The 16,151-nt window shown below is 60.3% G+C and carries 14 protein-coding genes; 10 read left to right on the forward strand and 4 right to left on the reverse strand.

From position 1 onward, the window contains the following. Nucleotides 1-78 precede the first annotated feature (78 nt). Nucleotides 79-2,514 (reverse strand): bifunctional aspartate kinase/homoserine dehydrogenase II, encoded by a 2,436-nt coding sequence (locus N6G83_RS45580; RefSeq protein ID WP_043140969.1) that lies wholly within the window; start codon nucleotides 2,512-2,514, stop codon nucleotides 79-81. Between the two features lie 2 nt (nucleotides 2,515-2,516). Next, nucleotides 2,517-3,677, reverse strand: a complete 1,161-nt coding sequence (gene metB, locus N6G83_RS45585; protein ID WP_025304659.1) for a cystathionine gamma-synthase — start codon at nucleotides 3,675-3,677, stop codon at nucleotides 2,517-2,519. A 304-nt stretch (nucleotides 3,678-3,981) separates the two neighbouring features. Between metB and metJ the strand changes: the two genes are divergently transcribed. Continuing rightward, complete coding sequence (gene metJ / locus N6G83_RS45590; RefSeq protein ID WP_006317756.1) at nucleotides 3,982-4,299, forward strand: met regulon transcriptional regulator MetJ; 318 nt, start codon at nucleotides 3,982-3,984, stop codon at nucleotides 4,297-4,299. Between the two features lie 77 nt (nucleotides 4,300-4,376). Here metJ and rpmE read toward each other — a convergent pair whose 3' ends face one another. Next, entirely contained in the window at nucleotides 4,377-4,592 is a 216-nt protein-coding gene (rpmE, locus tag N6G83_RS45595) for a 50S ribosomal protein L31 (RefSeq protein WP_004931078.1), read from the reverse strand. A gap of 200 nt (nucleotides 4,593-4,792) precedes the next feature. On the opposite strand from rpmE, the gene priA reads away from it, so the two are divergent. From priA to rraA, 7 genes are all read left to right on the forward strand, one after another. Continuing rightward, nucleotides 4,793-6,988 (forward strand): primosomal protein N', encoded by a 2,196-nt coding sequence (priA, locus tag N6G83_RS45600; protein ID WP_049205326.1) that lies wholly within the window; start codon nucleotides 4,793-4,795, stop codon nucleotides 6,986-6,988. Nucleotides 6,989-7,279: 291 nt separating this feature from the next. Continuing rightward, nucleotides 7,280-8,308 (forward strand): DNA-binding transcriptional regulator CytR, encoded by a 1,029-nt coding sequence (gene cytR / locus N6G83_RS45605; RefSeq protein ID WP_025304661.1) that lies wholly within the window; start codon nucleotides 7,280-7,282, stop codon nucleotides 8,306-8,308. A 65-nt stretch (nucleotides 8,309-8,373) separates the two neighbouring features. Continuing rightward, on the forward strand, nucleotides 8,374-9,306 hold the full coding sequence (ftsN, locus tag N6G83_RS45610; RefSeq protein ID WP_197771132.1) for a cell division protein FtsN: 933 nt from the start codon (nucleotides 8,374-8,376) through the stop codon (nucleotides 9,304-9,306). A 102-nt stretch (nucleotides 9,307-9,408) separates the two neighbouring features. Then, nucleotides 9,409-9,939, forward strand: coding sequence for an ATP-dependent protease subunit HslV (gene hslV / locus N6G83_RS45615; protein WP_004931085.1), 531 nt, complete (start codon nucleotides 9,409-9,411; stop codon nucleotides 9,937-9,939). Nucleotides 9,940-9,951: 12 nt separating this feature from the next. Beyond that, the gene (gene hslU / locus N6G83_RS45620) at nucleotides 9,952-11,286 is read left to right on the forward strand and encodes an HslU--HslV peptidase ATPase subunit (RefSeq protein ID WP_025304663.1); all 1,335 of its coding nucleotides are present in this window, start codon (nucleotides 9,952-9,954) and stop codon (nucleotides 11,284-11,286) included. A 96-nt stretch (nucleotides 11,287-11,382) separates the two neighbouring features. Next, complete coding sequence (locus N6G83_RS45625; RefSeq protein WP_015379416.1) at nucleotides 11,383-12,300, forward strand: 1,4-dihydroxy-2-naphthoate polyprenyltransferase; 918 nt, start codon at nucleotides 11,383-11,385, stop codon at nucleotides 12,298-12,300. A 75-nt stretch (nucleotides 12,301-12,375) separates the two neighbouring features. Beyond that, a complete protein-coding gene (gene rraA, locus N6G83_RS45630) occupies nucleotides 12,376-12,861 on the forward strand; it encodes a ribonuclease E activity regulator RraA (protein WP_004931090.1) in 486 nt (161 codons plus the stop codon). 60 nt (nucleotides 12,862-12,921) lie between these two features. Here rraA and zapB read toward each other — a convergent pair whose 3' ends face one another. Then, nucleotides 12,922-13,161 (reverse strand): septal ring assembly protein ZapB, encoded by a 240-nt coding sequence (gene zapB / locus N6G83_RS45635; RefSeq protein WP_004931092.1) that lies wholly within the window; start codon nucleotides 13,159-13,161, stop codon nucleotides 12,922-12,924. 524 nt (nucleotides 13,162-13,685) lie between these two features. Between zapB and N6G83_RS45640 the strand changes: the two genes are divergently transcribed. Further along, nucleotides 13,686-14,531 carry an MIP/aquaporin family protein gene (locus tag N6G83_RS45640; RefSeq protein ID WP_004931095.1) on the forward strand — a complete coding sequence of 282 codons (846 nt, stop codon included), beginning with the start codon at nucleotides 13,686-13,688 and terminating at the stop codon, nucleotides 14,529-14,531. 42 nt (nucleotides 14,532-14,573) lie between these two features. After that, nucleotides 14,574-16,082, forward strand: coding sequence for a glycerol kinase GlpK (gene glpK / locus N6G83_RS45645; RefSeq protein ID WP_025304664.1), 1,509 nt, complete (start codon nucleotides 14,574-14,576; stop codon nucleotides 16,080-16,082). Nucleotides 16,083-16,151: the final 69 nt, after the last annotated feature.

Here is a 16,151-nt window from a genome sequence, read left to right on the forward strand (position 1 = left end):
AGGGAATTTCATGATCGCGGCAAAGATAAGTATGGCAGGAAAAGCAAAGGGGCGCGGTGAGCCCGCGCCCGCAGAGGATTAAAGCAGCTGTGCCAACCGGTTAAGGTCTGACTGGATCGCGCCGGCGGTCACGTCGCGGCCGGCGCCCGGCCCGCGGATCACCAGCGGATTATCGCGATACCAGCGGCTTTCGATGGCAAACACGTTGTCGCACGGCAGCAGCGAGGCCAGCGGGTGCTCAGGGCGCACCGCTTCCACGCCGACCCGCGCCTTGCCGTTGGCGTCGAAACGCGCCACGTGACGCAGCACCAGGCCCATTTCGCTGGCGGCCTCAAAGCGCTGCTGCATCTGCTGATTCAGCGCCTCACCGTTCTCGAAGAACTGATCGACGGAGCCCAGCTCGCAGCCCGCCGGCACCAGCGACTCGACCCGCACCTGGTTCGGTTCGATGTCGTAGCCCGCCTCGCGCGCCAGGATCACCAGCTTGCGCATCACGTCCTGGCCGGAGAGATCGACCCGCGGATCCGGTTCGGTCAGCCCCTGCTGCCAGGCCTGATCCACCAGCTCGGTGAACGGCACCGTGCCGTCATATTGCAGGAACAGCCAGGAAAGCGTGCCGGAGAAGATGCCGCTGATCGCCAGAATGCTGTCGCCGCTGTCGCGCAGATCGCGCACCGTATGGTTGACCGGCAGCCCGGCGCCGACGGTGGCGTTATACAGCCAGTGGCGGCCGGTTTTGGCGAAGGCGTCGCGTATTTGGCGATAGCTGTCGCTGCACGAGGCCCCCGCCAACTTGTTGGCGCTGATCACGTGAAAACCGTAGCTGGCGAAATCCAGATACTGCCCGGCCAGCTCTTCACTGGCGGTCACGTCGAGCACCACCAGATCGTCGAACGGGTGCGCGCGCATCCACAGGAACAGCGATTCTTCATCCAGCTCCTGCGCTTCGTCCTCAAAGAATGCCAGCGCGCGGCTGGCGTCCAGCCCGTCATAGTTCAGCAGGCTGCGGCGGCTGTCCACCACCCCCGCCAGGATAAATTCGAAGCCGCTGCGCGCGGAGATATTGGTCTGTTCACGGGCGAACAGCTCCAGCCAGCGCGACCCGATGTTGCCCTTGCCGAACAGCACCAGACCGATGCGCTTCTCGGCGCGGAACAGGCTTTGGTGCAGCCCCTGAATCAGCAGCGCGGTCGGCCCCTGGCGCAATACCGCCACCAGGCTGATGCCATCTTCCGCCTGCCAGATAAATTCGACCGGCTGATCTTTCAGTTGCTGATAGAAACGGTGGCTGTGCAGCGGGTTCTTGCATACCCCGGCGCCGACCATCGCCACCAGCGCCAACCCTTCACGCAGATGCAGTTCACCCGGCAGCGCCGAGGCCTGCAGGATCGCCAGTGCGCTGTTGACCACCTCGGAGGTGTAGCACAGCTGCACCCGATTGCGGTCAGGATGGATGCCCACCGCCAGCGGTTTGATCTGCGCGCGTTTGAGCACCAGATCCAACTCTTTCTGCGCCAGTTTGAAGTCATGCTGAGCGGCGACGTGCAGCTCAATCAGGCACACGTCATCGTGGCTGGTGACAATCTTGGCGCCGGTGCCGGACGCCAATACGCGCTCGATGCGCGTCGAGCCCTGCTCCGGCTGGTAGCTGCAGCGCAGCTGAAGATCGATATCGCTGCCGGAGACCGGCTGCAGGGTACGGGTGTGCAACACCGGCGCAGCCAGACGCGCCAGCTCGCTGGCTTCGTCCAGACGCAGCAGCGGCAGCAGGCAGGCGTCTTTCACCTTGCGCGGATCGGCGCTGTAAACCCCGGCCACGTCGCTCCAGATGGTGACGCGCGCAGCGCCGGCCAACGCGCCGACCTGAGTGGCAGAGTAATCACTGCCATTGCGCCCCAACAGCACGGTTTCCCCGGCGTCGTTGCGCGAAATGAAGCCGGTCACCACCAGGCGCTTGCCCGGATGTTGAGCCAACAATTGCTGCAGCAGCGGATAAGAACGGCCTTCATCCACCTGCGGCTGCGCGGCGCGTTCGGCGCGCAGGAAATCACGCGCATCCAGCCAGGCCGCCTGCATATCCAGGTGGTTGAGCACCGCCGCCATCAGGCGCGCCGACCAGATCTCGCCGTGCCCGACCACTTCGGCATAGCACACCTCGTCAGCTTTACCGTCCAGCAGCACCGCCAGACGTTCCAGATCCTGAATGAACTCGGCGATCAGCGGCTCGGCGCTTTCCGGCGGCAACAGGCCGCTGATAAGATCGCTGTGATAACGACGCAACGTCTGCTGCACCTGGTGCGCAGACAGGCGATCGCTCTGGCTGAGCTTCAGCCAGTTGATCAACTGGTTGGTGGTACTGCCGGCGGCCGATACCACCATCATGTCGCCCGGCTGGCTGTATTCCGCCATAATCCCGGCCACACGCAGATAACACTTCACATCCGCCAGACTGCTGCCGCCAAACTTGTGCAGTTGACGCCCGCTCACCGGCCCTGCTACAGCAATTGCATTCATGCTTACCTCGTTGCCGCCGCCTGGAAAGCGCGTTCCAGATCGGCAATCAAATCTTCACTGTCTTCAATACCCACGGAAATGCGCAGCAGGCTCTCGGAGATGCCGGCCGCTGCCCGCGCCTCCGCCGCCATGCCGGCGTGGGTCATGGTCGCTGCATGCGAGATCAGGCTTTCTACGCCGCCCAGCGATTCTGCCAGAGTAAACAGCTCAAGGGCAGAGAGAAAACGGCGCAGCACCGCTTCATCGCCGTCCAGTTCAAAACTCAGCATCGCGCCGAAACCACGCTGCTGCCGGCGGGCGATCTCATGCCCCGGATTTTCCGGCAGGGAGGGATGATACAGCTTTTTCACCAGCGGTTGCTGCTGTAAATAACCGACAATCGCTTCGGCGTTTTGCTGCGCCGCCTTGATGCGCGGCGACAGCGTGCGCATGCCGCGCAGCAGCAGATAGCTGTCGAACGCACCGCCGGTTACACCGATATTGTTCGCCCACCAAGCCAATTCGACCGCCAGCTCGGGATCTTTGGCAATCACCGCGCCGGCCACCACGTCCGAATGCCCATTCAGGTATTTGGTGCAAGAATGGACCACCAGATCGGCACCGAGTTCGATCGGCTGTTGCAGGGCCGGGCTGAGGAAGGTGTTGTCCACCACCGTCAACGCGCCCGCCGCGTGCGCGGCGGCGCAGATCGCCGCGATATCCACCACCCGCAGCAGCGGATTGCTGGGGCTTTCAATCAGCACCAGCTTCGGCTTTTGCGCCAGCGCCTGCTGCAGGGCGGCTTCATTACCCTGATCGACGAACAGCACGCGATAGGCGCCGCGCTTGCTCAGGCTGTCGAACAACCGATAGCTGCCGCCGTAGCAGTCGTGCGGCGCCACCAGCAGATCGCCGGGCTTCAGCAGCACAGTGGTCACCAGATGGATCGCCGACATCCCGCTGCCGGTCATCACCGCGCCGGCGCCGCCTTCCAGCTCCGCCAACGCACGTTGCACCACGTCGCGCGTCGGGTTGCCGCGGCGCGAGTAGTCATGGGCTCGGGGTTGGTTGAAGTCGGTAAAGTTATAGGTGCTGGACAGATGAATCGGCGGGACGACGCAGCCGTACTGTTCGTCATCGTTCAGGCCGCTGCGTACGGCAATCGTGGCTGGTTTACGCGTCATGGTCTCGCTCGGCTCTCGGTTCGGTGAATGAGGCCTAAAGAGTAATCGCAGGATTGATAGACGTCAATACATCTGGACATCTAAACTTCTTTGCGTATAGATTGAGCAATGACACAATACCCGCTAAAATTATGCCGATATGACATGACGATAAGATGTTAAACGGCAATGCCTGACCGAAGCGGGGCATTCAGTGACCCTGGTCGCGTAAAATTGACATTTATTTAGTGAGAACAGTGAAGATCGGGCATAATTGGCCGGTTTTTAGAATTTTGTAATTTTTCTGACAAAGTTAAGGTGTCCCATGGCTGAGTGGAACGGCGAGTATGTCAGCCCTTACGCTGAACACGGTAAAAAAAGCGAGCAAGTCAAAAAGATCACGGTATCCATTCCGCTGAAGGTCCTGAAAATCCTCACCGACGAACGGACCCGTCGCCAGGTGAACAACCTGCGCCACGCCACCAACAGCGAACTGCTGTGCGAAGCGTTTCTGCATGCCTTTACCGGCCAGCCGCTGCCGAACGATGAAGACCTGCGCAAAGAGCGCAGCGATGAAATCCCGGAAGCCGCAAAAGTGTTGATGCGCGAACTGGGTGTCGATCCCGATACCTGGGAATATTGAGAACCGCCCGGCGAACGCCGGCGGCAGAAACGAAAAAAGGCGCCCAAGGCGCCTTTTTCATCGGACGATAAGAAATCTTATTTCTTAGCGCCTGGTACGCTGAAACGCTTGTTGAAGCGGTCAACGCGGCCACCGGTAGCAACGTCACGCTGCTTGCCAGTGTAGAACGGGTGGCATGCGCCACAAACGTCCAGGTTCAGATCGTGGCCCACGGTGGAGCGGATCTTCATCACGTTACCGCAAGAGCAGTTAGCAGTAACTTCTTCGTATTTTGGGTGGATACCTTGTTTCATGGGAAACCTCAGTTAAGGCCGTGTCGCTATCCAGCCCTGTTTCGCCAGACACCACACGTGGTTGATAATAGAATTTTGGTATCGAATTATACCAAAGGCGGCAAATTATACAGCATTAGCCGAGGCGCGCAATCGGAACCGTACATTTGCCGATGCGCCGTGTAAACTGATGCCCACTTTTTTTCAATTTGGATGAGATCATGCCCGTCGTACACGTTGCCTTGCCGGTCCCCCTCGCCCGCACCTTCGACTATCTGCTGCCGCCCGGCATGCAGCCGGTGGCCGGCGCGCGCGTGGGCGTGCCCTGGGGCAGGCAGCATGCGATCGGCATCGTCACCGGCTGCAGCGACACCAGCGAACTGCCGCTGGACAAGCTCAAACCGATCGACAGCGTGATAGACGCCGAGTCGCTGTTCTCCCCCAGCCTGTGGCGCATCCTGCGCTGGGCCAGCGATTACTATCACTACCCCATCGGCGAAGTGCTGTTTCACGCGCTGCCGATCCTGCTGCGGCAAGGCAAACCGGCCGAAGCCGCGCCGCTGTGGCAGTGGTTCGCCACCGAAGAGGGGCGCGCCACCCCGCCCGAAAGCCTGAAACGCGCGCCGAAACAGCAGCAGGCGCTGGCGGCGCTGCTGCAACGCCCGGTCTATCGCCATCAGGTCAGCCAGCTGGAGCTGACGGAAAGCGCCCTGCAGGCGCTGCGCGCCAAAGGGCTGATCGATCTGCGCGCTCAGGTCGCGGATACGCACGACTGGCGCCCCAACTTCGCGGTGCTCGGCGAGCGGCTGCGGCTGAACACCGAACAGGCTACCGCCGTCGGGGCGATCAGAAGCGAGGATGAGCAGTTCGCCGCCTGGCTGCTGGCCGGGGTGACCGGCTCCGGCAAGACCGAGGTGTACCTCAGCGTGCTGGAAAACGTGCTGGCCAAAGGCCGACAGGCGCTGGTGCTGGTGCCGGAAATCGGCCTGACGCCGCAAACCATCGCCCGCTTTCGCGAGCGCTTCAACGCGCCGGTGGACGTGCTGCACTCCGGGTTAAACGACAGCGAGCGGCTGGCGGTTTGGCTGCGCGCGCGCAGCGGCGAAGCCGCCATCGTCATCGGCACCCGCTCGGCGCTGTTCACGCCATTCCGACAGTTGGGCGTGATCATCATCGACGAAGAGCACGACAGCTCTTATAAACAGCAGGAAGGCTGGCGCTACCACGCCCGCGATCTGGCGGTGTTCCGCGCCCGGGAAGAAGACATCCCGATGGTGATGGGCTCCGCCACGCCGGCACTGGAAACGCTGCACAACGTGCAACTGGGCAAATATCGCCAGTTGAAGCTCACCCAGCGCGCGGGCAACGCCAAACCGGCGGCGCAGCACCTGATCGATCTGAAAGGGCTGCCGCTGAAGGTCGGCCTGTCGCAACCGCTTTTGAAAAGCATGCAGCACCATTTAAAAGCCGGCAACCAGGTGATGCTGTTCCTCAACCGCCGCGGTTACGCCCCGGCGCTGCTGTGCCACGAGTGCGGTTGGATCGCCGAGTGCCAGCGCTGCGATCACTACTACACCTTCCACCAGCATCAGCGCCAGCTGCGCTGCCACCACTGCGACAGCCAGCGACCGGTGCCGCACCAGTGCCCACAGTGCGGCTCCACCCATCTGGTGTCGGTCGGCGTCGGCACCGAACAGCTGGAGCATGAGCTGGCGCCGCTGTTCCCCGACACGCCGATCACCCGCATCGATCGTGACACCACCAGCCGCAAAGGATCGCTGGAGCAGCACCTGGCGGATATTCATCGCGGCGAAGCGCGCATTCTGATCGGCACGCAAATGCTGGCCAAGGGCCACCATTTTCCCGACGTCACGCTGGTGGCGTTGCTGGACGTGGACGGCGCGCTGTTCTCCGCCGATTTCCGTTCCGCCGAGCGTTTCGCTCAGCTGTATACTCAGGTCTCCGGGCGTGCCGGCCGCGCGGGCAAACAGGGTGAAGTGCTGCTGCAAACCCACCACCCGGAGCACCCGTTATTGCAGGTGCTGCTGCAACAGGGTTACGACGCCTTCGCCAAACAGACGCTGGCGGAGCGCAACAGCGTGTTTCTGCCGCCTTACACCAGCCACATCATCGTGCGCGCCGAAGATCACGACAACCAGCAGGCCCCGCTGTTCCTGCAGCAGCTGCGCAACCTGCTGGAAGCCAGCCCGCTGAAGGACGACTCGCTGTGGGTGATGGGCCCGGTGCCGGCGCTGCAGTCGAAACGCGGCGGCCGTTTCCGCTGGCAGCTGTTGCTGCAACATCCGACGCGGCGCGTCCTGCAACAGCTGATGAAAAGCTCGCTGCCGCTGATCGGCACTCTGCCGCAAACGCGCAAGGTGAAATGGACGCTGGATGTCGATCCGATCGACAGCTGATCCCGGAAAAGTCCGATTTAGCTGCGGCAGTGCAAACGTTTACCCTTGAAATTGCGAGCGAACGCTAAAAAACCTTCTCAGGTCACATTTTTTATGCAAATTAGGTAACAAAGGCGGGGCGTATTCTGTTTAGAATGTCTGCGAGGGCAAATTTTGTCGCCACATCGCAGCGCGACGGAGTGCCCAAACGCGAGTGGCGCTCAATGACAACAATCCCGCCACCGCATGCCGGACATTGTGAGCAAACAGCAGTAGTGGCGTCGGCATGGGGCTGACGCAAGGAGAAAGGCGTTGGAACACAAGAAAGAGTTATCCATGGCGACCATGAAAGACGTCGCCGAAATGGCGGGCGTTTCAACGGCTACCGTATCGCGTGCGCTGATGAACCCGGAAAAGGTGTCGACGCCAACGCGCCAGAAAGTAGAACAGGCCGTGCTGGCCGTGGGTTATTCTCCTCATGCTCTGTCACGCAATATCAAACGCAACGAATCTCGCACTATCCTGGTGATCGTGCCCGACATCTGCGATCCGTTTTTCGCCGATGTGATCCAGGGGATCGAACAGACCGCCGCCCAACAAGGCTATCTGGTGCTGATCGGCGACTGCGCGCAGCAAAACCAGCAAGAACGCACCTTCGTCAATCTGATCATCACCAAACAGATCGACGGCATGCTGCTGCTGGGCTCTAACCTGCCGTTCGACGCCAGCAAGGAAGAGCAGCGCAACCTGCCGCCGATGGTGATGGCCAACGAGTTCGCGCCCGAGCTGGAACTGCCGACGGTGCATATCGACAACCTGACCGCCGCCTTTGAAGCCGTGCATTATTTGCATCAACTGGGCCACCGGCAGATCGCCTGCGTCGCCGGGCCGGAACAGATGCCGCTGAGCCATTATCGGCTACAGGGTTACGTTCAAGCGCTACGTCGTAATGGCATTACCGTCGAAAGCAGCTATATTACCCGGGGTGATTTTACCTACGAAGCCGGCGCGCAAGCGCTGACCCAGCTGATGGCTCAGCCGAAACCGCCGACGGCGGTGTTCTGCCACAGCGATGTCATGGCAATCGGCGTGCTGTCCCAGGCGAAGAAAATGGGGCTGCGGGTACCGCAGGATCTGTCGATCGTCGGCTTTGACGACCTCAAGCTGGCGCAGTATTGCGATCCGCCGCTGACCACGGTGGCGCAGCCGCGTTTCCAGATAGGCCAACAGGCGATGTTATTGCTGTTGGAGCAGTTGAACGGCCAGACGGTGGCCAGCGGCTCCCGGCTGTTGGACAGTGAATTGATTATCAGAGGCAGCACCGCTGCCCCGAAACGCTAGTCAAATATTTTAGGGTTCAGTAACATGACGGACTTATCCTCTCATCAGGACACAGCGGAATAATAGTGGCACAAAAAGACTATGTAAGCCGTGGGCGCGCAGCAGGAGCTAAGCGTAAAACCCCCAGCCGTAAAAAACGCAGTTCTCCGAAGGTTTCCAAAACCGTGCTGGCGTTAGCCGCCGCGTTGCTGGTTATCTTTGTCGGTGGCCTCTATTTCATTACCCACAACAAGCCGGAAGACGCGCCGTTGTTGCCTGCGCACACCACGCGCCCCGGCAACGGCCTGCCGCCGAAGCCGGAAGAGCGCTGGCGCTACATCAAAGAGCTGGAAAACCGGCAGATCGGCGTGCAAACACCGACCGAACCGACGGCCGGCGGCGAGCTCAATTCCAAAACTCAGCTGACCGCCGAACAGCGGCAGTTGCTGGAGCAGATGCAGGCCGACATGCAGCAGCGTCCGACGCAGCTGAACGAAGTGCCGTATAACGATCCGGGCCAGGTCAACGCGCGCAGTAACCGCCAGCAGCAGATGCAACAACAGCAAATGCAACAGCAGCCGGTACAGCAACAGCAGCCGGTTACCCAGGCGCCGCGCAACCCGTTCAACAACGGAGCCACCACCGCGCCGGTGCAGCAACACCAGCAACCGAAGCCGGTCACCCCACCGCCGGTGCAGGCGAAACAGCCTGAGCCGAAGCCGCAACCGAAGCCGGAGCCGAAACCGGAAGTGAAACAGGAAACGGCCAAGCAGGAAACCAAGCCGGAATCGAAACAGAAGTGGATGGTGCAATGCGGTTCGTTCCGCGCCACCGATCAGGCTGAATCCGTGCGTGCACGTCTGGCGTTCGAAGGCATCGAGAGCCGCATCACCGCCGGCGGCGGCTGGAATCGCGTGGTGCTCGGCCCCTACAGCAGCCGCGCAGCAGCGGATAAAACCCTTTCGCGCCTGAAGGGCGTCGGCATGTCGAGTTGCATTCCCCTCTCCGTTGGGGGTTGAAAAGCGTCAATCCCCCCCCATCTATACTCTCAATATGCCTCGTAGCGTCTGCGAAAGCAGGCGCTGCGGGGACTTCTTTCCGTCTTTAACGAGGGTCTGCTCGTGACAACAATTGTAAGCGTACGCCGCAACGGCCAGGTCGTCATCGGTGGTGATGGCCAGGCCACCCTGGGTAATACGGTGATGAAGGGTAACGTCAAGAAAGTGCGTCGCCTGTATAACGACAAAGTGATCGCCGGTTTCGCCGGTGGCACCGCTGACGCCTTCACGCTGTTTGAACTGTTTGAACGCAAACTGGAAATGCATCAGGGCCACCTGGTGAAAGCCGCCGTCGAGCTGGCGAAAGATTGGCGCACCGACCGCATGTTGCGCAAGCTCGAAGCGCTGCTGGCAGTCGCTGATGAAACCGCTTCGCTGATCATCACCGGCAACGGCGATGTGGTGCAGCCGGAAAACGATCTGATCGCCATCGGTTCCGGCGGCCCGTACGCCCAGGCCGCCGCCCGCGCCATGTTGGAAAATACCGAGCTGAGCGCCCGCGATATCGTTGAGAAATCCCTCAACATCGCCGGTGACATCTGTATTTACACCAACCATTTCCACACCATTGAAGAATTGCCTTCCAAAGCGTAAGGATCGAATACCATGTCTGAAATGACCCCGCGCGAGATCGTCAGCGAACTGGACAGCTATATCATTGGCCAAAACAAGGCCAAACGCGCTGTCGCCATTGCCCTGCGCAACCGCTGGCGCCGGATGCAGCTCAACGAGATGCTGCGCCACGAAGTGACCCCGAAAAACATTCTGATGATCGGCCCGACCGGCGTCGGTAAAACCGAAATCGCCCGTCGTCTGGCGAAGCTGGCCAACGCGCCGTTCATCAAGGTTGAAGCCACCAAGTTCACCGAAGTGGGCTATGTGGGCAAAGAAGTGGATTCCATCATCCGCGATCTGACCGATGCCGCCATCAAAATGGTGCGTATGCAGTCGATCGAGAAAAACCGCACCCGTGCCGAAGAGTTGGCCGAAGAGCGCATTCTCGACGTGCTGATCCCGCCGGCCAAGAACAACTGGGGCCAGCCGGAAGAGCATCAGGAGCCGTCCGCCGCCCGCCAGGCATTCCGCAAGAAGCTGCGCGAAGGCCAGCTGGATGACAAAGAGATCGAAATCGATCTGGCCGCCGCGCCAATGGGCGTGGAAATCATGGCGCCTCCGGGCATGGAAGAGATGACCAACCAGCTGCAGTCGATGTTCCAGAACCTCGGCGGACAGAAGCAAAAACCGCGCAAGGTGAAGATCAAAGAAGCCTTCAAGCTGCTGGTGGAAGAAGAAGCCGCCAAGCTGGTGAACCCGGAAGAGCTGAAAGAGCAGGCGATCGAAGCGGTTGAACAGCACGGCATCGTGTTTATCGATGAGATCGACAAAATCTGTAAGCGCGGCGGCCAGAGCTCCGGCCCGGACGTCTCGCGCGAAGGCGTGCAACGCGATCTGCTGCCGCTGGTGGAAGGCTGCACCGTATCCACCAAGCACGGTATGGTTAAGACCGACCACATCCTGTTCATCGCTTCCGGCGCGTTCCAGACCGCCAACCCGTCGGATCTGATCCCAGAACTGCAGGGCCGTCTGCCGATCCGCGTTGAGCTGCAGGCGCTGACTACCGAAGACTTCGAGCGCATCCTGACCGAGCCGAGCGCATCGCTGACCGAACAGTACAAAGCGCTGATGGGCACCGAAGGCGTCAATATCGAGTTCACCGCCGACGGCATCCGCCGCATCGCCGAAGCCGCGTGGCAGGTCAACGAAAGCACCGAGAACATCGGCGCGCGTCGTCTGCACACCGTGCTGGAGCGTCTGATGGAAGATATTTCCTACGATGCGAGTGAAATTAATGGCCAATCCATTACAATTGATGCGGATTACGTGCGCAGTCATCTGGATGAACTGGTGGCGGATGAAGATTTGAGTCGTTTTATCCTATAATCGCTCAATCATTGTCTTGTCAGTCATCTGTGTGGGAGGCATTGCCTCCCACAATTATTTCTAACGGACACCGCAACTTACTGACAGAAGCGAAACATGAGCTCATCAACCTCCACCACCCCGATTTCCGCCTGGCTGGAAAGTCTACGCCCCCGCACCCTGCCGTTGGCCTTTGCCTCCATCGTGGTCGGCTCGGCGATCGCCGCCTGGCACGGCAGCCTGAAACCTGAAGTGGCGCTGCTGGCGCTGTTGACCGCCGGTCTGCTGCAGATCCTCTCCAACCTGGCGAACGACTACGGCGATGCGGTCAAAGGCAGCGACAAAGAAGATCGCATCGGGCCATTGCGCGGCATGCAAAAAGGCATGATCACCCAGGCGCAGATGAAGCGGGCGCTGGTGGTGACGGTGGTGCTGATCGCCCTCGCCGGCTGTTCGCTGATCGCCGTCGCCTGCGAGCAACCCAGCGACGTGGTGGGCTTCCTGGTGCTGGGCGGGCTGTCTATCGTGGCGGCGATCACTTACACCGTCGGCAACAAACCCTACGGGTATTTGGGGCTGGGCGACATCTCGGTGCTGGTGTTCTTCGGCTGGCTGAGCGTGGCCGGCACCTACTATTTGCAAACGCACACCTTCGACAGCGTCGTGATGCTGCCGGCCACCGCCTGCGGCCTGCTGGCGACGGCGGTGCTCAACATCAACAATCTGCGCGATATCGAGAGCGATCGCGAAAACGGCAAGAATACGCTGGCGGTGCGTCTCGGCCCGCACAAGGCGCGCATTTACCATGCCCTGCTGCTCGGCGGCGCGGTGCTGTGTTTCGCGCTGTTTACGCTGTTCAACCTCCACAGTCCGTGGGGTTGGCTGTTCGTGCTGGCGATCCCGCTGCTGGTGCGCCACGGCCTGCGCGTGCTGCGCGATCCGACGCCGGTCGGCATGCGGCCGATGCTGGAGCACATGGTCAAGGCGGCGTTGCTGGCCAACCTGCTGTTCGCCATCGGCGTGGCGCTCAGTTAAAAACTGATGATTTTGCCAACAGGGCGAATAAAGGGATATACTGAACATTCCTGCGGCAAACAGACGTAAAATCCTATGAAATACGATACTTCCGAACTTTGCGACATCTATCATGAAGAGGTGAACGTTGTTGAACCTCTGTTCTCCAATTTTGGCGGGCGTACTTCATTTGGCGGGCAGATCACCACGGTGAAATGCTTTGAGGATAACGGCCTGTTATTCGATCTGCTTGAAGAAAACGGCCGCGGCCGCGTGCTGTTGGTCGACGGCGGCGGTTCGGTTCGCCGGGCGCTGATCAACGCCGAACTGGCGCGCCTGGCCGCCCAGAACGAATGGGAAGGCATCGTGGTGTACGGCGCGGTGCGCCAGGTGGACGATCTGGAAGAGCTCGACATCGGCATTCAGGCGATGGCGGCGATCCCGGCGGGTGCCGTAAGCGAAGGCGTGGGCGAAAGCGATATCCGCGTCAACTTCGGTGGCGTCACCTTCTTCTCCGGCGATCACCTGTATGCCGACAACACCGGCATCATCCTCTCCGAAGACCCGCTCGACATCGAGTGATTTTCGGACATGAAAAAGGGCGCCTGAGGCGCCCTTTTCGTTGCTGCATGGCGTGAGGAATCAGACCTCTTCCATTTTGCCCAGCAGCGCGCGCAGGCGATCTTGCCATACGTGCTGTTCTTCTTTCAGCTGTTGGTTTTCGCGCACCAGCGCTTCGTGGTTGCCGGAGGCAGCCTGAACTTCCTGCGACAGAGAGTTGTTTTTGTCTTTCAGCTCTTCAATTTCCATCTGCAACAAGGTGATGGTATCAATCGCCTGCTGTACTTTTGCTTCCAGTTTCTCAAATACTTCAAATGACATGCTTCAGTCCCCTCATGATAGCAAGGCGTACATCTATAAGTAGCGGCCGCAACGTCGGCTGCAGCTACTGCGAATATTGCATCGCGCTCAGTGACGCGCGCCGTTACGGAAGGCGCGCCAGTCTCGATTCGTTAAAAACGATTGTAAGTAGCCAGTCTCCGCCTGTCTAGCAACATACCGGATCATCGCGCAGTCTGTTGCAATTTTCCTGCCCTCACCATCAGTAAAAACTGAAAATCCCCACCATCATCGCCGCGAGTTGTTAACAGCCCTCACCAAACCACTGGTCAGATCACACTTTTATGGCTCAGAAAGAACACTAAACGACGCGAAATCGCTCAATTTTATGACGCGCCACACACATTTTGATTTCGCTATTTCTCGTTTATGTTCGTTAACGATAAATTTACATCACGTCCTCATTCAATAATTGGACGAGATGAAAAAAACTGTGCCCATAGGCCGGATCTCTACCCAACTGAGCCTATAAACCAACAACCGCCGTTTTGCAGGACACCAACATTATGAGCCAAACCACCAGTCCGACATTAAAAGGCCAGTGCATCGCCGAGTTCCTCGGCACGGCGCTGCTGATCTTCTTTGGCGTAGGCTGCGTTGCCGCACTGAAACTGGCGGGCGCCAGCTTCGGCCAGTGGGAAATCAGCATCATTTGGGGCCTCGGCGTCGCCATGGCCATCTATCTGACCGCCGCCATTTCCGGCGCGCATCTCAACCCGGCGGTCACCCTCGCCCTGTGGCTGTTCGCCTGCTTCGACGGGCGCAAAGTGGTGCCTTACATCATTGCGCAGATCGCCGGCGCCTTCTGCGCCGCCGCCCTGGTTTACGGGCTGTACTACAACCTGTTCTTCGACTTCGAAGCGGCGCACCACATGGTGCGCGGCAGCAACGAAAGCCTCGAACTGGCCGGCATCTTCTCGACTTACCCTAACGCGCACATCTCCGTCGGCCAGGCCTTCCTGGTAGAAATGGTGATCGCGGCAATCCTGATGTGCCTGATCCTGGCGCTGACCGACGACGGCAACGGCATTCCGCGCGGCCCGCTGGCACCGCTGCTGATCGGTATTCTGATTGCCGTGATCGGCGCCTCCATGGGACCATTGACCGGCTTTGCGTTGAACCCGGCGCGTGACTTCGGCCCGAAACTGTTCGCCTACCTGGCCGGCTGGGGCAAAGTCGCCTTCACCGGCGCACGCGACATCCCATACTTCCTGGTGCCGATCTTCGCTCCTATCGTCGGCTGTGGCCTGGGCGCTTTCGGTTACCGCGCGCTGATTGGCCGCCACCTGCCGTGCGACGTCTGCGTGACGGAAGAAGAGCCCGACGCCAAGACCCAGCAGCGCAAAGCGTGATGGGTGCAGTTTTACACGGTTAACAACAGCAGGATAATTACCATGACTGTAGAAAAAAAATACATTGTCGCACTCGACCAAGGGACCACCAGCTCACGCGCCGTCGTGCTCGATCACGACGCCAACATCGTTGCGGTATCGCAGCGCGAATTCCCGCAGATCTATCCAAAGGCCGGCTGGGTTGAGCACGACCCGATGGAAATCTGGGCGTCGCAAAGCTCGACGCTGGTAGAAGTGCTGGCGAAAGCCGACATCAATTCCGATCAGATCGCCGGCATCGGCATCACCAACCAGCGCGAAACCACCATCGTCTGGGAAAAAGAGACCGGCAAGCCGGTCTACAACGCCATCGTCTGGCAGTGCCGCCGCACCGCCGACATCTGTGAGAAGCTCAAACGCGACGGCCTGGAAGAGTACATCCGTCACAACACCGGCCTGGTGGTTGACCCGTACTTCTCCGGCACCAAGGTGAAGTGGATCCTGGACAACGTCGAAGGCGCCCGCGAGCGCGCCAAACGCGGCGAACTGCTGTTCGGCACCGTCGATACCTGGCTGGTGTGGAAGATGACCCAGGGGCGCGTACACGTCACCGATTACACCAACGCCTCACGTACCATGATGTTCAACATCCACGAGCTGGACTGGGACGAGCGCATGCTGGAAGTGCTGGATATCCCGCGCGCCATGCTGCCGAAAGTCCGTCCTTCCTCCGAGGTGTACGGCCAGACCAACATCGGCGGTAAGGGCGGCACGCGTATTCCTATCGCCGGTATCGCCGGTGACCAGCAAGCGGCATTGTACGGCCAGCTGTGCGTTCAACCGGGCATGGCGAAGAACACCTACGGCACCGGCTGCTTCCTGCTGATGAACACCGGCAAAGAAGCGGTGCGTTCGAAAAACGGCCTGCTGACCACCATCGCCTGCGGCCCACGCGGCGAAGTGAACTATGCGCTGGAAGGCGCGGTGTTCATCGGCGGTGCGTCTATCCAGTGGCTGCGCGACGAGCTGAAACTGATCAGCGACGCCGCCGACTCCGAATATTTCGCCACCAAAGTGAAAGACAGCAACGGCGTCTACGTGGTGCCGGCCTTCACCGGCCTGGGCGCGCCCTACTGGGATCCGTATGCCCGCGGCGCCATCTTTGGCCTGACCCGCGGCGCCAACAGCAACCACATCATCCGCGCCACGCTGGAATCCATCGCCTTCCAGACTCGCGACGTGCTGGACGCCATGCAGGCCGACGCCAACACCCGCCTGCAATCGCTGCGCGTGGACGGCGGTGCGGTCGCCAACAACTTCCTGATGCAGTTCCAGTCCGATATCCTCGGCACCCGCGTAGAGCGCCCTGAAGTGCGTGAATCGACGGCGTTGGGCGCCGCGTTCCTAGCGGGCCTGGCCATCGGCTACTGGAACGATCTGGATGAGGTGAAGAGCAAAGCGGTGATTGAGCGCGAATTCCGCCCAAGCATCGAAACCACCGAACGCAACTACCGCTACAGCGGCTGGAAAAAAGCGGTGGCACGCGCGCAGGCGTGGGAAGATCACGACTAAACCCAGCCTTGCCGTTACCCCCCCAAATTGCGCTGCCTGCGGGCAGCGCTTTTTTTTTGCCCCGCCCCG

This window comes from Serratia sp. PL7 (assembly GCF_945957435.1).

Coding starts and splice junctions, on each gene's coding strand:
- metB (WP_025304659.1), bottom strand. CDS start 3,677: ATGACGCGTAAACCAGCCACGATTGCCGTACGCAGCGGCCTGAACGAT.
- zapB (WP_004931092.1), bottom strand. CDS start 13,161: ATGTCATTTGAAGTATTTGAGAAACTGGAAGCAAAAGTACAGCAGGCG.
- N6G83_RS45580 (WP_043140969.1), bottom strand. CDS start 2,514: ATGAATGCAATTGCTGTAGCAGGGCCGGTGAGCGGGCGTCAACTGCAC.
- priA (WP_049205326.1), top strand. CDS start 4,793: ATGCCCGTCGTACACGTTGCCTTGCCGGTCCCCCTCGCCCGCACCTTC.
- N6G83_RS45640 (WP_004931095.1), top strand. CDS start 13,686: ATGAGCCAAACCACCAGTCCGACATTAAAAGGCCAGTGCATCGCCGAG.
- rpmE (WP_004931078.1), bottom strand. CDS start 4,592: ATGAAACAAGGTATCCACCCAAAATACGAAGAAGTTACTGCTAACTGC.
- hslU (WP_025304663.1), top strand. CDS start 9,952: ATGTCTGAAATGACCCCGCGCGAGATCGTCAGCGAACTGGACAGCTAT.
- N6G83_RS45625 (WP_015379416.1), top strand. CDS start 11,383: ATGAGCTCATCAACCTCCACCACCCCGATTTCCGCCTGGCTGGAAAGT.
- metJ (WP_006317756.1), top strand. CDS start 3,982: ATGGCTGAGTGGAACGGCGAGTATGTCAGCCCTTACGCTGAACACGGT.
- rraA (WP_004931090.1), top strand. CDS start 12,376: ATGAAATACGATACTTCCGAACTTTGCGACATCTATCATGAAGAGGTG.
- glpK (WP_025304664.1), top strand. CDS start 14,574: ATGACTGTAGAAAAAAAATACATTGTCGCACTCGACCAAGGGACCACC.